The organism is Fontibacillus forbon (assembly GCF_046559655.1).
Lineage (GTDB): Bacteria > Bacillota > Bacilli > Paenibacillales > Paenibacillaceae > Fontibacillus.
The window spans coordinates 447404-462616 of record NZ_JBKGFV010000005.1 but is presented as its reverse complement, the minus strand read 5'-3'; the positions used below and the strand labels follow the sequence as shown (position 1 = coordinate 462616).

Genomic DNA, 15213 nt, shown 5'->3' with positions numbered 1-15213 from the left:
TGCGCGCGAATATAGACACTTTATATAGAGAAAAGCTGGGGGAGACTATGGAACTGGAATTCCAGACAGAATACGTTGTCGTCAAACAACCGAAAATACCGCTTCGCTCTAGATTGCGGGAACGCATCCGGCGAACGTATAAGTACGATACCGCCTTTTGGCGGATCAGCATGGCCGGCCCCTGGGGGGCCGGCATCTTCGCGTTTACCCTCGCCGCGCTGGGAATGCCGACGGGATTGGGCGCCGCTTTCGACATTATGACGTTCGCCTTCGCAGGTACCGCCGCGTTGTTTGTGGTTGCGCACCTGGTCGCACTGCTTCTGTCTTTGACCGGACTTCCCGCTCCCCGCCTTTTTCTCGGTGCCATCCTGTTCGATTTGGCCGCCATCTTTCTAATTTTCTTTCAGGAGGACGAAGCCTTCGCCATCTCGGCCATTGTTTCGGCTGTCGTGACCCTGGCCGGAATACTGTCCGGCCTTTTGCTTGGGATGTTAGCATCACGGAGAATCCCCTTACGGTTCAAAGCCTGTCTCGCCGGCGTGGTGGTTCTGATCTGTTTGTCCGCGGCGGTTTGGCCGGATAAAGCCGAGCCCGCCAGCTCCGCAGACCTGGCGGACTTCCCGGAAATCACGGCTACGGCTACCGATCCTGCCGAACCCGGGCCTTACGGAATAAAATCATTTTATTACGGCAGCGGCCGGGATTTCTGGCAGCCGGAATACGGGCAGGATACCGACCTGATCTCGAGTTCGGTGGACGCGTCCGCTTACATCAAGAAGTGGTCCCGCTTCAGAACCTTTTATTGGGGATTTAACGAGCACGCCCTGCCCTTGAACGGGCGGGTATGGATGCCGGAAGGGGAAGGGAAATTCCCGCTGGCGCTCATTGTTCACGGTAACCATCTCATGGAGGATTACTCGGATGACGGTTACGCTTACCTCGGCGAATTGCTTGCCAGCCGCGGCTTCATCGCGGTTTCGGTGGACGAGAATTTCCTCAATTACTCCGTGTGGACCGGCATCCCTGACAATGACATGAAGGTCCGGGCCTGGATGCTCCTCAAGCATTTGCAACAAATCGGCAGCTTTGCGGAGAATCCGGACACCCCGTTCTACGATGCGGTCGACTTTGGACAAATCGCCCTCATCGGCCATTCCCGGGGCGGTCAGGCCGTATCCATGGCTTACGACTATAAACGGTGGTTCGCATCCGACTCTACGCTCAAAGACATGAAGGAGTACCAAATCCGGGCGATCGCGGCTATAGCGCCGACCGACAAAAAAGTCGACGACAGCTACGCCAAGCTGCAAGACGTCAGTTATTTGACGCTGCAGGGCGCACGCGACGGCGATGTCAACGATTTTGACGGGGAGCGCCAATATGCCCGGACATCGTTTTCGGCCGGCAACTCCTCCTTCAAAGCTTCCCTGTACATCGCCGATGCCAATCACAGCCAGTTCAATACCGGCTGGGGCGGACGGGATGTCAGTTACCCGAAGGGAATTCTGCTGAGCAGAAAGGGAATGCTGCCGGCCGCCGAGCAGCGGAGTATCGCCAAGGTGTACATTTCCGCGTTTCTCGAGTCCACGCTCCATCAGCAGGAACAGTATCTTCCGCTATTCAGCGACTACCGGTCGGGCTTGTCCTGGTTGCCGGAGACGGTCTACTTTAACCGGTTTGAAAGCGGAAAGATGACTTCCTGGGCCAAATTTGACGAGGACATGAACCGGATGACCCTGCTTGGCGGAGGCGTCGCCGAGGGACAGGATCTCGTCTGGAAAGAAGAAGAAGCCAAGAATCGCCGCAAGTCCGGGAAAGGCACGCGCGGCGCCGTGCTTGAAAGAACCGGCGATGGCGATGACGTTTCCACTTACAGCTTAAGTTGGAAGAAAGCCGCGCCATCGCCGGAGCCGGGTTCGGCGCAGTTTCTATCCTTCTCTCTGTCGGATCGGAGTTACGAGATAGCGGCGGAGGGCAAAGATTCAGGGGGGACTAGGGAGACCTCAGCAGCGCGAGAGCTTGATATCGAAGTGGAACTGGAGAGCCTGGACGGCGTCGCCGTACGGCTTCCCCTGTCGGACTTTATGCCGATCTTGCCTTTGCCCGAAACCAGCTACACGCTACACCCCTGGTTGGATCTTCATTTGTCGGACGGCAAATACAAGAATCCTACGGAAGCGGTCTTTCAAACTTACCAGCTTCCGCTGTCGGCCTTTAGCGAAGTAAATGCCCGGTTTCATCCGGCTTCCGGTATCCGGAAGCTGACCTTCCGCCTCACCGGCGGACCCGGCCGCGTAATGCTGGACGATATCGGGGTTTATTAAAACGTACCATCGGACCGGACGGCAGACGGTATGCCGGCAATCTATGCGGATAGCCTAAGCGGGAGCTCGCTGACCCTAACGGACACAGGAGCCGTTACTGCCGATAACCTCGGTGTGCTCTTTTGCTATTCAGTAACTTCAAGCCACAAACTAACTGGAAAACCTACAGTTAATTTCGCGGAAATGGCCTCTTTGGGACAATTAACTGGAAAATGTACAGCTATTTCGGTGGGTTTGAGCCACTTTGGCGGAAAAGCGTAAAATTAGCTGGAGGTTTTCCATCTAATTCACTCTGACAACTCATCTGGACTTAATTAACTGTAGGAAATCCAGTTATTTAGATATTTGCATCGATTAACGCCCTCATGTCCGTTAAACATTTTAAGAGTAGAAAAAAAGCGAGGTTCCTTAGCGGAATCTCGCTTTTCTACTACTCTTTCGGCACCAGGTTGTATATTTCGCCGCTTTCCATTACATCGATCAGCCGGTCCAGCCATTCATAATACTTGACGGCTTCGCCCATCTTACGCCGATCTTCTTCAAGAATAGCCCGGAAAGGTTCCTCTGGGCCCTCCTCCCGCGATAGCGACTTGTTCAGTTCTTCCATGGCTCGGCGAAGAATCACAATGTTGGTTTCCACCGCTTTTCTCCATTTGATTGCGAAGAAGTCGGTAAACGTCTGATACCAGTCGTATTCCACCTCGTACAAATCTTTACGCGATCCTTTTTCCCATACTTTATTCACCATTTTCAAGTCAAGCAGTGTACGGACCCCCGTACTCATGCTCGTCTTGCTCATTTTCATTTCCAGTCCCATTTCATCCAAAGTCATCGGCTTATCTGCAAAAAAAAGCAGCCCGTACAAATGGCCCGTCGACAATGAGATTCCGTATAAGTCCATGTTTCTGCCAATCGCTTCTATAACACGCTTACGCACTTTTAATAACTCGGCATGTTGTTCGTCTGAAAGCTGGTCCAAACTCATGCATTTGTCCTCCTATCATTGCGCACTACGTTAAATCTGGACTGAATTCATTTATTTGCGCCGCATTTTTTTCGCAGGCGGAGAGATGCTTATTCTATATTAAGAAAAGGATGTCCAAAAGTAAAGAAGTGAACCGGGCAGCATTTTGGAGAATCCGGCAGTTATCAGGAGAATCTTTACGTACAGTTTTTTCTGTACGTTCTTTACGTACGGTTTTAACGTTTGATCAATCACTTGCTCTTTTGCTACACTTGGAGCATGGATTGGCGCGGACGGCACAGAATATACCGTGTCCATATAGAGAAATGAAAGTTACAGAATTCAAAAGGGGTGAATGTATGGGAAATGAAATCCTAAAAGTAAACCAACTAAGCAAACTGTTCGGACCCGGTACCGAGCAAGGCATCGAGCTGCTGAAGCAAGGCTATACGAAAGAGAGGCTCGCCAAGGAAAAGGGTATCATGGTCGGCGTAAATCGCGTAAGTCTCAGCATCAATGAAGGTGAAATCTTTGTCATCATGGGTTTGTCCGGCAGCGGAAAATCGACCCTGGTGCGGATGCTCAATCGCTTGATCGAGCCTACTTCGGGTGAAGTTCTGATCCATGGGCAGGATTTGCGGAAAATGAACAAGGCCCAACTGCGCGAGGTTCGCCGGAAAACGATCAGTATGGTCTTTCAAAAATTCGCTCTTTTTCCCCACCGCACTGTGCTCGAAAACGTTGAGTACGGCTTGGAAGTTCAAAAGGTAAGCAAATCGGAGCGCCGGGAAAAAGCACAAAAATCGCTGGAACTTGTCGGTTTGAAGAATTGGGAACATGTTCTGCCCGACCAGCTCAGCGGCGGAATGCAGCAACGCGTCGGTTTGGCACGCGCATTGGCTAACGATCCGGAAATTCTGCTGATGGACGAAGCGTTCAGTGCCCTCGATCCGCTTATTCGCCGCGATATGCAGGACGAATTGCTGGAGCTGCAGGAAAAGATGAAGAAAACAATCGTCTTCATTACTCACGATCTGGACGAGGCGCTGCGGATCGGCGACCGGATCGCGCTCATGAAAGATGGCGAAGTGGTTCAAATCGGCACGCCGGAGGAAATGCTGACGCAGCCGGCAGACCGGTACGTCGAACGTTTTATCGAAGATGTCGATTTGTCCAAAGTACTGACCGCTTCCCGCGTCATGCGCCGTCCGGAAACCGTAACGCTGGACCGCGGGCCGCGTGTCGCCCTGCAATTGATGCGAGAACGGGGCATCTCCAACTTGTTCGTCATCGACCGGGCCAAACGGCTGCTGGGGGTCATTACGGCGGAAGACGCCTCCCAGGCGTTAAAAACCGGAGGCACGCTACAGGATATCCTGATCGTGGACGGTCCTCGGGTGGCACCCGACACCTTGTTGAACGAATTGTTTGAAGTGACCAGTTCTGCCAGAGTGCCGCTTGCGGTTGTCGATGAACAAGACCGGCTGCTAGGAGTCATCGTGCGCGGAGCCGTGCTTGGCGCATTAGCCGGTGAAGTAGAAAACAAGGAGGTGAGCGGACATGAACTTCATTCCTAAGCTGCCGCTTGCGGACTGGATCGAAGCCATCGTCGACTGGATGGCGGAGAATCTGGGAGGCTTGTTTGACGGGATATCCAAAGGGATCGAAGCCATCGTCAACTTTTTCTCCGGCCTGTTTCTTCTTCCCCATCCGCTGCTCTTTATCGTGATTCTTGGCGCACTTGCCTATCTGGTCGGAAAATGGAGACTGACTCTGTTTACCGTGATCGGATTCCTGCTCATCGATAATCTCGGCTACTGGCAGGAGACGATGAACACGCTGGGACTGGTCATTACGTCAGGACTGATTTCGATTGTATTCGGGATCCCGATTGGCATCTGGAGCGCGTACAGCAAGACAGCACACCGTATTATTTCGCCTCTGCTTGATTTCATGCAGACCATGCCGGCGTTTGTTTACTTGCTGCCTGCCGTAACGTTCTTCAGCCTCGGCGTCGTCCCGGGCGTTATCGCCTCTGTCATTTTCGCGATCCCGCCGACAATCCGGCTGACCTATCTCGGGATCAAGCAGGTATCCGGCGAACTGGCCGAAGCGGCCGATGCATTTGGCTCCACGTCCTGGCAAAAACTGATCAAGGTCGAGCTGCCTCTCGCCATGCCAACGATGATGGCGGGGATCAACCAGACGATCATGCTGTCCTTGTCCATGGTCGTCATTGCCTCGATGATCGGCGCCCAAGGGATTGGCGCTACCGTATATCGTGCCGTTACCCAGCTCAAAATCGGACAAGGCTTTGAAGCCGGCCTCGCTGTCGTCGTGCTGGCGATCGTGCTGGACCGGTTTACCCAAAATCTTTTCAAATCGAATAAAGGGAGAGGATAAAATATGAAGATATCGAAGAAACTACTGATGCTTGCGGGTTTAGCAGGGGTTCTGGCGCTGTCGGCCTGCGGTTCGGGTTCCGGCGGCAATGCCGCTAACACGGGGAACAATGGTCAAGCAGGAACATCCGACTCTATCGGAAACCAGGTGAAACATGAGATTATCGGCATTGACCCGGGTGCGGGAATCATGAAAGCTGCCGCAGATGCATTGGACCAATATGATCTAGGCGACTGGAAGCTGATCGAAGGCTCCGGTGCAGCCATGACCGCCATGCTCGACAAAGCCGTGAAAGCGGAGAAGCCGATCATCATTACCGGCTGGACGCCGCATTGGATGTTTTCGAAATATGATCTGAAATATCTGGAGGATCCGAAAAAAGTATTCGGCGAAGCGGAAGAGATTCATACCCTCGTTCGCAAAGGCTTGAAAGAAGACCAACCCGTCGCTTACGAATTTCTCGACCGGTTTGAGTGGACTTCCGATGAAATGGGCGAAATCATGACTGCCATCCAGGAAGGCAAAGATCCGATGGAAGCCGCGAAGACCTGGGCCGACAGCCACAGTGACCGCGTGGACAGCTGGACAAAGGATTTGAAGCCGGTCAGCGGCGACAAATTCAAGCTTAGCTATGTAGCCTGGGATTCGGAAATTGCCAGCACCAATCTGCTGGAGTATATCCTTGAGAGCAAGCTTGGCTACGATGTCACAGCGCTTCAAGTCGAAGCCGGACCCATGTGGACGGGCGTTGCCAGCGGCGATGTCGATGCTACTCCAGCTGCATGGTTGCCGCTAACGCATGCCGATTATTGGACGGAATACGGCGACAAGCTTGAGGATCTCGGTCCGAACATGACCGGCGTTAAGACAGGTCTGGTCGTTCCATCCTATGTGGATCTGAAATCGATCGAAGATTTGAAATAATCTCTAGTGAATGATAAAAAGAAACCATCCCTCTGGCTGGGATGGTTTCTTTGCTACATCTATATTAAGAAGAGGGAGTATATTAAATCTACCATCACTTCCTTAATGCAACCTTACAGAAACCTGAAAATCAGATTAATTTAAGATTTATTTGATATAGACTCCCCCATCTCCCGGGCTGAAATAATATTTTCCAAGTCTTGGACCTGTTGATCCCCGCATTCCACGAATACTACGAATTTTTCCGCCAGCAGGCTCTCCTCTATTCTTCTGGCGTCTTCCTCAGGAATTCCCGCTCCAATCAGTCCGACGACGAAATCGTCGCTGCCTTTTCCGATCTCGGCTCCAGCCAGCGATTTTGCCGCTGGTCCGATCACCGCTACATTAGCCGGCTGCTCTTCCAAAATGGCGGCAACCTCGATTAACGGGTGAAACAGCGCATGATTTCCGTCCCCTCGCTCCGGTTTAGGAAGACCGGTATCCCGGCTGATGATCCCCAACGCTTCCTCGGTTTTAGATATGACGGAAATCTCTCCTTTTTTGACACCGGCCTCTTTCAAATCCTCAATGACCAAGGCGGCATCTTGTCTCGTATTCATGATGCCCGTCAATAATTTCGCCATGGTAATCCCCTCCATGAAAATGTGCAATTTGCCTTAGCTAAACTCCTTCAAATGTCTATAAACGGCTACCTTCTTCATGAAACAAATGAATATCCCGGCGTCCGCCGTGTCCCGGGTGGCCTGTTTCACATAGCTTATAAAAAAAGGAGGAGGAACGCCCAAGTGGAAGCTTATTATAATTGTTTGCGCTTGAAAAACAAGAAGGTCCGCATTATGACGATGGACAGAAAGCACTATTGCGGAACGATCGTAGACGTGGATCACCAGTACGTATATTTGCGCCCGGATCGGGGAGGAAATGTCTATACCTCGGCATTTTACCCCGGCGGACCGTACGGGGGACCTTATGGCGGAGCCGGTTTTTACGGAAACGATATTTTGACGTTAAGCCTGTTCACCCTGCTGGCCATTGCCCTGATTTAATAATATATCCAAATAGTAAAAGCAGCCCCCAAGCAACTTCGCTTGGGGGCTGCTTCTATTTTATTGAATATTATTGTTTGCTTCAGAATTGGGGTCTGCAAATTCCGCTTCATCTTTACAGTTTGCGATAAAGAAAAGGAGCCCACTTAGGGCTCCTTCAAATCAGTTATGTATTAGTTATGCTTGAAAAGGCGGTGCTTGAACGGCTTGAGCAGGTTTTTTGGCGGCCGTAACCATCAGCAAGATGCCAGTAATAATATGAAGAATCATGCCTACGATTGGGATCCAGGCAACCAGAGATGTTACGATACCGAGAATGGATCCATATTTTACTTCTTTATTGGAAGACGAAAGTACAAGCGTTACGATATGTAGGATAAGCATTAAGCCCAAAGGTATGTAGTATGTCCCCATGATAATTGCGCCGCCGATAATCGGAATTCCCAAGAAAATTTCCAGTGAACCTGTAACCCATTTTAAAATACGTGAACCTGTCATTTTATCCCTTCCAATCTTTAGGTTATTTTTACTAGGATCATAGTACCAGATTGAATAAATTTAGTCCATCAATATATTACCAAACTATTACTTTATTTCCCATGTAAACAGATTTGCACGAAATATTTTGGAATAAAAAAAGCTCCCCTGGAAAAAGCCGGTTAAACTTTAACCTGCCTACTTCCAGGGGAACATATCAGAATCATATTGGCTAATTAATCAAATTGGACTTTTGAAGCAAACGCTGTACGATCATCGATACCTCTGCACGGGTGATGAAGGATTTCGGTGCAAGTTCGTTAACGCTTCTTCCAGATACGATACCTGCTTGAACACTAACGGCCACGCCACTCTTGGCCCAATCAGATACCGCTTCTTTATCGGCAAAAGGACGTAGTGCCGAATCGGAATTCAGAGCCGAACCTGTTGACTGCATTCCCGTTATCCTCATTGCTTTAGAGATGATCTCCATCGCCTGTTCCCGTGTGATTTTGTCGTTCGGACGGAATGAACCGTCATTGAATCCATTGATTAACTGGTAGGCCGATGCCGTGTTGACTGCACCGCTGAACCAATCCGAGGCGAGAACATCAGAGAATGCCTTCGACTCAGAAACATTTTCTTGCTTGAGTCCCAAGCCACGAACTACGATTGACGCAAACTCGGCGCGGGTGATGTCACGATCCGGCTGGAACATCCCGTTTCCTGTACCGTTAATGACCATTCTTGATCCCATGTCGTTTACCGCATCTTTCGCCCAGTGATTCTCCACGTCCGCGAATTCCAAAGGATGCCACACAATGGAGTACGTACTGTTCGATAAACTGTTAATCTTCGCAAAATACGTACCCTCTTGGTTTACGACTTTTGTAGGCACATGACGTATTGCCCCATCCGGATCCACGACTACGCCCGTTGTGATCTTGTTCGGATCTACGTTATCCGGAATCGCAATAGAACGTTCTATGAAAGCATTGAACTTCGTCACTTCCAACGTGCGGCCACCGTAAACTGCCTTAACGCTAAAATTCCATGGATGAACTACCATCTGCAGCCCTTGGGCAGAAGCCGCTTTTTCTGCCGCTTGAATAGTTTCATTTGACGGAATTTCGATTTCTATGCGGAGAATAATGTCTTGAAGTTCCATATTTGTTCCAAACTGCTCAGATATGGACTCCATGTCTAGATGTTGCACAGGGAGCCTGTAAGCTGCCTGATTCGTACGAACTTCAACTATCGCCTGCTTGGCCTCCATGTTCTGCAATATACGACCGTTAAGTTCGGCAATCACCACTTCATTCTGCTCTGTAAACGGAACAGTAATAACAGCTTGATTGTCTGCTGTTTCAAGACGTTTTTGTAATTCCGCTTCATCTACTTTAATGGTGGTAACTTGTTGCCCATTCACTACGTCCATCGATTGCGTTCCGATATTCTCCACTTTGCCGTTTACGAGAATACTCACGTTCTTGTTCGCCGGGGTTGCTGCCGGATTTGAAGGTATTGATTGGGTCGGCGGACTGTAAGGACCATTAATATTATTATTATTGCTTGAAGACGCAAACGGCGTCACTGTGTTGGAAGCTGCTGATGACTCACTGCCGCCCTGTTCGTTTATGGCTTTAACCGTAAAGAAATAACTTGTTCCATTAGTTAAGCCGGTAATGACGATCGGTCCCCCAACTCCTGTCGCTACAATATTACCTGGTGATGATGTCACCTCATATCTAGTGATAGAACTGCCGCCGTTGTCGGCAGGAGGCGTAAAGGTGATTGTTGCCTGACCGTTTCCGGCTACAGCTGCAATATGCGTGGGAGCTGTCGGAACGGTTGCCGGTTTTGCGCTCATTTCATTGGATTCAGCGCTTAGACCGCCTTCATTAATTGCTTTAACCACAAAATAATAAACCGTCCCGTTGGCTAATCCCGTCATTTCATAACTGTACACCGACTCAGTGACGGTAGCCGTCTCGGAACCATAGATGCCAGGGGTAGTACTTTGATAAATCTGATATCCCTCAGAGCCGTTAACCGGGCTCCATGTCAGTTGTACTTTTGCGTTGCCCCCGATTGCTTGCTGCAATACGGGTGTGCCCGGTGCCGGAATCTGCGGAGTTGCGCTCGCTTCGTTGGATTCGGCACTTAAACCGCCGGCATTTCCCGCTTTCACTACAAAATAATAGGTTGTGCCGTTAGTCAGGTCGGATGCTTGATAGGTTGCCTCCGTTACGGTGGCGATAGACGTTTTGCCGGCCTGTCCCGGCGTCGTAGACATGTAAACGTCATAATAGGCCGCACCCGATGCGGAATCCCAGTTTAATGTGACTTGGCGATCCCCTGTTGTTACCCTGAGATTGGAGGGTACCGAAGGCAATTTAATACTCCACTTCGCGAACAAGGTAATTCCGTCCAGCGGAACGGTATCCGCGGCAAAGTTCCACGCCTGCCTCAATTCCGAGTCCTTGTACCAGCCGTCAAAGGTGAAGCCTTCTAACGTCGGCTCTGCGGGGGCGGCGATCTTCGAGCCGAAATCCGCGGATATCGGGGCTACCGGACTGCCTTCGCCGCTATTAAAGCTTACCGTATATTGGTTCGCTTCGTATTGCGCCTTCACCGTCAAGGCTCCGGTCACGTTCGTAAAATCCTTGTCCCAGCCCGTGAAGGTGTAGCCGATTCTCGAAGGTGCCGCAGGTGCGGTGGCACCTGATCCATGGTTCACCGGCTCCGTCTTCAATACGGTTCTGTCCCAGTCTTCGAATGTGACCTGGTAAACGTTGATTTTCCACTTCGCGTGCAAGGTAATTCCGTCCAACGGAACGGTATCCGCGGCAAAGTTCCACGCCTGCGTCAATTCCGAGTCCTTGTACCAACCGTCAAAAGTGGAGCCTTCCAGCGTCGGTTCACCAGGTGCGGCGATTTTCGAATCGAAATCCGCCGTATTCGGCGCTACCGGACTGCCTCCATTACTGTTAAAGCTCACCGTATATTGGTTCGCTTCATATTGAGCTGTCACCGTCAAAGCTCCGGTTACGTTCGTAAACTCTTTGTCCCAGCCCGTGAAGGTGTAGCCGGCTCTCGAAGGAGCGGCTGGCGCGGTGGCATCCGCTCCGTGGTTCACAGGATCCGTCTTCAGTACGGTTCCGTCCCAGTCCTCGAACATGACCTGGTAAACGTTAACCTTCCACTTCGCATACAAGGTAATCCCGTCCAACGGAACGGTATCCGCGGCAAAATTCCACGCCTGCGTTAATTCCAAGTCCTTGTACCAGCCGTCAAAAGTGGAGCCTTCCAGCGTCGGTTCACCAGGTGCGGCGATCTTCGAATCGAAATCCGCCGTATTCGGCGCTACCGGACTGCCTCCATTACTGTTAAAGCTCACCGTATATTGGTTCGCTTCATATTGAGCTGTCACCGTCAAAGCTCCGGTTACGTTCGTAAACTCTTTGTCCCAGCCCGTGAAGGTGTAGCCGGCTCTCGAAGGAGCGGCTGGCGCGGTGGCATCCGCTCCGTGGTTCACAGGATCCGTCTTCAGTACGGTCCCGTCCCAGTCCTCGAATGTGACCTGGTAAACGTTAACCTTCCACTTCGCATACAAGGTAATCCCGTCCAAAGGAACGGTATCCGCGGCAAAGTTCCACGCCTGCGTCCATTCCGGGTCCTTGTACCAACCGTCAAAAGTGGAGCCTTCCAGCGTCGGTTCACCAGGTGCGGCGATTTTCGAATCGAAATCCGCCGTAATCGGGGCTACCGGACTGCCTCCATTACTATTAAAGCTCACCGTATATTGGTTCGCTTCGTATTGCGCCTTCACCGTCAAGGCTCCGGTCACGTTCGTAAAATCCTTGTCCCAGCCCGTGAAGGTGTAGCCGATTCTCGAAGGCGCCGCAGGTGCGGTGGCACCTGATCCATGGTTCACCGGCTCTGTCTTCAATTCGGTCCCGTCCCAGTCCTGGAAGGTGACCTGGTAAGTCGCGGCAAGACTGTGCCTTAAAAGCCAGACGTCATAAGTACTGCGACCGGCTTCTTTATCGTTAATCAAGGCGGACAGCTTCCCGTCCACATCCAAAAAAGGAATACTTGTGCCATATTCATCATTCAACGTCGGCAAGCTGGACGATACATCGCCTTGATATGCCCCCGTATCGTCGAAAATTTCGAAATAGGAATGATAAGTATCAGGTTCGGTATTATAGTCCAAATAGGAAGTTCCGAGTAAAAATCCTCCTTCCGGAAGCAGGATCGGTTCGGATATGCCTCCCCATGAATTTAGATTCCGTATCACGGTCTCCTCTTTGTATGTAGTGCCGTCGGAATTGTAAATTTGGAGTGCCGCGCTCCTGGAGCTGGTATCGGCTCCCGTCTTCTTTTGATAGATAGCCAAGAACCTTCCGTCCGGCAGGGCTTTCAGCCATTGAACCTCATTTCCGTTCTCACCCCGGTTTGAAATGACGAAGGAGTTCTGTCCATTGACCTGGATTGGGGTCGATGAATCGTTATTAAAAATCATTCCGACGTAGTTGGGGTTATAATATGAAATCATAATCATATACTTGCCGTTCTCCTGGGCTGCAATATCATGGGTATACTGCGATCCCGAAATCCCCGCCAAAGAAGTGACGGAAAGCTGCGCGGCGTCCACGGGATTCCCGTCCGGCTGAAATTTTCTTAAAGCATAATTACTGCCGTTCGTCGCCCATACAAACGCCAAATTGCCGTTGGACAGCTCGGCAAACTTCGTAAAGCGATTCAATTCGCCTGGACTGGAGTTGATTTTGGTCGCCCCGACGACTTCCGTACCGCTTTGATTAATGATCTTAAAGTAAGTATCCGTAAATCCCTTACCTGAGCTGCCGCTATACCAATATACGAGGATATTGCCGTTCGAAAGCCCCTCGTAAACAATCGTATCGCTCTGGTCATTGGTTCTGGGTCCAATCGCCGGAGCGGGCAGCGATTCGAAAGAACCGTCAGGATTCATAAGAATCTGATGGTCCTCCGGAATGGAATAGTCCTGCCAATACACAAGGAGCTTGTCCCCCAACAGCACCGGTTTCAGAGGCGCATAACCATCTTGAACATCATTAGTCTCCACATCCACCCGGACGGATCCGAAATCGATATCGGCCGCTGCGGAGGCTTGCGGAGAAAGCCAAGAGAATAACACAAAAAATAATAGAGCGGAAATAAATAATTGTCTCCGTTGCAACACGCCTCACCTCCTTATTATTTAAATATAAAAATTTTAATATCTTCAAAAAAACTATAATATAACCTGTCCAATATGAATAGTATTAAATGTCGAAAATCACCTTTTTTTTGCAAGTTATCCGGCAGAGCAACAAAAATACGATTAAAAAATCCAAGAGAATACAAGAAAAGACTTCCCCAAGGCGAATCATCCTTGGGGAAGTCTTTTTCGAACTGGATTTTTTCTCAAGATCGCATAGGACTCTTCTTGTATCATTATGCCCGATTGCTAATGTTAAGGTTCGCTTCATGTTGTTTTCCTGTTATGCGTGCTCCGGTTCAACGTGGACATGTACGGCATAAACATCATGCTTGTTCAATAATGCATCTTCCACATTAGTCGAGATATCATGAGCCTGTTCAATACCCAAGTCCGATTTGACCGTTATAACGACATCGACAACTGCATTGTTGCCGTAGTTGCGAGCCTTTAAATCTTTAACATCATCCACGCCTTCAATATTCGCGACTTCATTTTTGTAAACTGTAATTAATTCTTCATCAAAACCATCCGTGAGATGGTGGGTAGCTTCACGAAAGATATCCCAAGCGGTCTTGCAAATCAACAACCCTACTGCCACTGCCGTCAATGGGTCCAGCCAGGGCAGGCCAAATTGAGAACCAATAATTCCGGCAACCGTACCGAGGCTTACCCAAGCATCCGAAATATTGTCTTTTGCGGCAGCCATAACAGCCTGACTCTTGATTTGGGTTGCAAGCTTTTTATTATATCGATAGACAAAATACATGACCGCGGCACAGAAAATGCCTGTCCATCCCGCTATAAGATCCGGGGATTCACTCTTTCCGCCAAACATGGATGGAACTGCTCCAAATAGTACCTGTAGGCCAACCGCCATCATAATAAATGAAGACACTAATGAAGCGACCGTCTCAGCTTTCCAATGACCGTACATATGATCATCATCGGCCGGTCGTTGCGCAAGCCTCAAACCGATTAAGACCGCCAGGGAAGCTACAATATCGGTAGCATTGTTAAACCCGTCAGCTTTTAATGCTTCAGAATTGGACATAAAACCGATTATCAATTTTATGGCCGATAGGCAAACATAAGCAACTATACTTATGATTGCTCCGTTTTCGCCCAATTTCAAATTACTATATTTAAGTTGATCCACCAGCCGAATCCTCCACCGTTCTCTATATTTCCTACCCTCGTTCAATGGTATCACCCGGATATAAAGTGGGTCTAGAGAAACGTTTTGACGCCAGCGAAACATAATCTGACGGCCGAAAGAGTTTAATAGAGAACAAAAAAAATTGACCGGGGCAAACTTAATTTGCCGAATGCATTTTGATACTGTGGAAAAAAGAGAGCCTGCTTCCTATGACACGCGTTAAAGTTATTTTTTATCTTTAGGCTTTTGCCGCGAGCGGAATGGGTTGAAGTCCATAGACTGTAGTCGAGTAATAATATTGAGGAGGTTATCCATGGATACCAATTATCAACAAATCGCACTGAGTTGCATGAATAAATATGTTGGTATAACCACTACTGACGGACAGTCTCATGACGGGTTTATTGCACATGTTGACCAGGATTACATTACTCTTGCAATTCCTTCGTCCGACATGCACGGAATGCCCGTCAATGCATCAACGTACAGACAATTCGGATTCCATCCGGGTTTTTTCCCGCGCCGTCGCTTTTTTTCGAGACGCATACCATTTCCTTTTATCATCAACTTGTTTTTGCTTCCGTTTTTCATATAGAGCACTTACTCAAAACAGAGTCGGTTTTGCAAGAAACGTGGTTTTGCTTGATTTTATGTAAAAAAGGCTCCCT

At 49.7% G+C, this 15213-nt stretch carries 10 protein-coding genes and 1 pseudogene; 6 read left to right on the top strand and 5 right to left on the bottom strand.

The genetic code is table 11. The features are described 5' to 3' along the window. Positions 1 to 47: 47 nt before the first annotated feature. Entirely contained in the window at positions 48 to 2324 is a 2277-nt protein-coding gene (locus ACLB09_RS20895; protein ID WP_410771783.1) for a poly(ethylene terephthalate) hydrolase family protein, read from the top strand. 430 nt (positions 2325 to 2754) lie between these two features. On the opposite strand, the gene ACLB09_RS20890 is transcribed toward ACLB09_RS20895, so the two are convergent. Next, positions 2755 to 3309 (bottom strand): GbsR/MarR family transcriptional regulator, encoded by a 555-nt coding sequence (locus tag ACLB09_RS20890; protein ID WP_410771782.1) that lies wholly within the window; start codon positions 3307 to 3309, stop codon positions 2755 to 2757. Between the two features lie 338 nt (positions 3310 to 3647). On the opposite strand from ACLB09_RS20890, the gene ACLB09_RS20885 reads away from it, so the two are divergent. The 3 genes and pseudogenes from ACLB09_RS20885 (at position 3648) to ACLB09_RS20875 (ending at position 6615) form a co-directional block, all read left to right on the top strand. Further along, positions 3648 to 4865: a quaternary amine ABC transporter ATP-binding protein gene (locus ACLB09_RS20885; RefSeq protein WP_410771781.1), complete on the top strand. Its 1218-nt coding sequence runs from the start codon at positions 3648 to 3650 to the stop codon at positions 4863 to 4865. After that, positions 4849 to 5680: pseudogene (locus ACLB09_RS20880) on the top strand (ABC transporter permease); the annotation flags it as partial. The gene ACLB09_RS20885 and the pseudogene ACLB09_RS20880, both read left to right, overlap by 17 nt. 14 nt (positions 5681 to 5694) lie before the next feature. After that, positions 5695 to 6615: a glycine betaine ABC transporter substrate-binding protein gene (locus tag ACLB09_RS20875; protein WP_410771780.1), complete on the top strand. Its 921-nt coding sequence runs from the start codon at positions 5695 to 5697 to the stop codon at positions 6613 to 6615. A 140-nt stretch (positions 6616 to 6755) separates the two neighbouring features. Here ACLB09_RS20875 and ACLB09_RS20870 read toward each other — a convergent pair whose 3' ends face one another. Continuing rightward, positions 6756 to 7238, bottom strand: a complete 483-nt coding sequence (locus ACLB09_RS20870) for a hypothetical protein (protein WP_410771779.1) — start codon at positions 7236 to 7238, stop codon at positions 6756 to 6758. A 162-nt stretch (positions 7239 to 7400) separates the two neighbouring features. Here ACLB09_RS20870 and ACLB09_RS20865 point away from each other — a divergent pair, with 162 nt between their 5' ends. Further along, the gene (locus ACLB09_RS20865; protein WP_410771778.1) at positions 7401 to 7661 is read left to right on the top strand and encodes a hypothetical protein; all 261 of its coding nucleotides are present in this window, start codon (positions 7401 to 7403) and stop codon (positions 7659 to 7661) included. A gap of 177 nt (positions 7662 to 7838) precedes the next feature. Here the strand turns inward: ACLB09_RS20865 and ACLB09_RS20860 are convergent, their stop codons facing one another. From ACLB09_RS20860 to ACLB09_RS20850, 3 genes are all read right to left on the bottom strand, one after another. Beyond that, positions 7839 to 8159 carry a hypothetical protein gene (locus tag ACLB09_RS20860; RefSeq protein ID WP_410771777.1) on the bottom strand — a complete coding sequence of 107 codons (321 nt, stop codon included), beginning with the start codon at positions 8157 to 8159 and terminating at the stop codon, positions 7839 to 7841. Positions 8160 to 8370: 211 nt separating this feature from the next. After that, positions 8371 to 13368, bottom strand: a complete 4998-nt coding sequence (locus tag ACLB09_RS20855) for an InlB B-repeat-containing protein (protein WP_410771776.1) — start codon at positions 13366 to 13368, stop codon at positions 8371 to 8373. A 301-nt stretch (positions 13369 to 13669) separates the two neighbouring features. Continuing rightward, positions 13670 to 14545 (bottom strand): cation diffusion facilitator family transporter, encoded by an 876-nt coding sequence (locus tag ACLB09_RS20850; RefSeq protein WP_410771775.1) that lies wholly within the window; start codon positions 14543 to 14545, stop codon positions 13670 to 13672. A 313-nt stretch (positions 14546 to 14858) separates the two neighbouring features. Here ACLB09_RS20850 and ACLB09_RS20845 point away from each other — a divergent pair, with 313 nt between their 5' ends. Next, on the top strand, positions 14859 to 15140 hold the full coding sequence (locus ACLB09_RS20845) for a phosphatidylinositol kinase (RefSeq protein WP_410771774.1): 282 nt from the start codon (positions 14859 to 14861) through the stop codon (positions 15138 to 15140). Positions 15141 to 15213 lie beyond the last annotated feature (73 nt).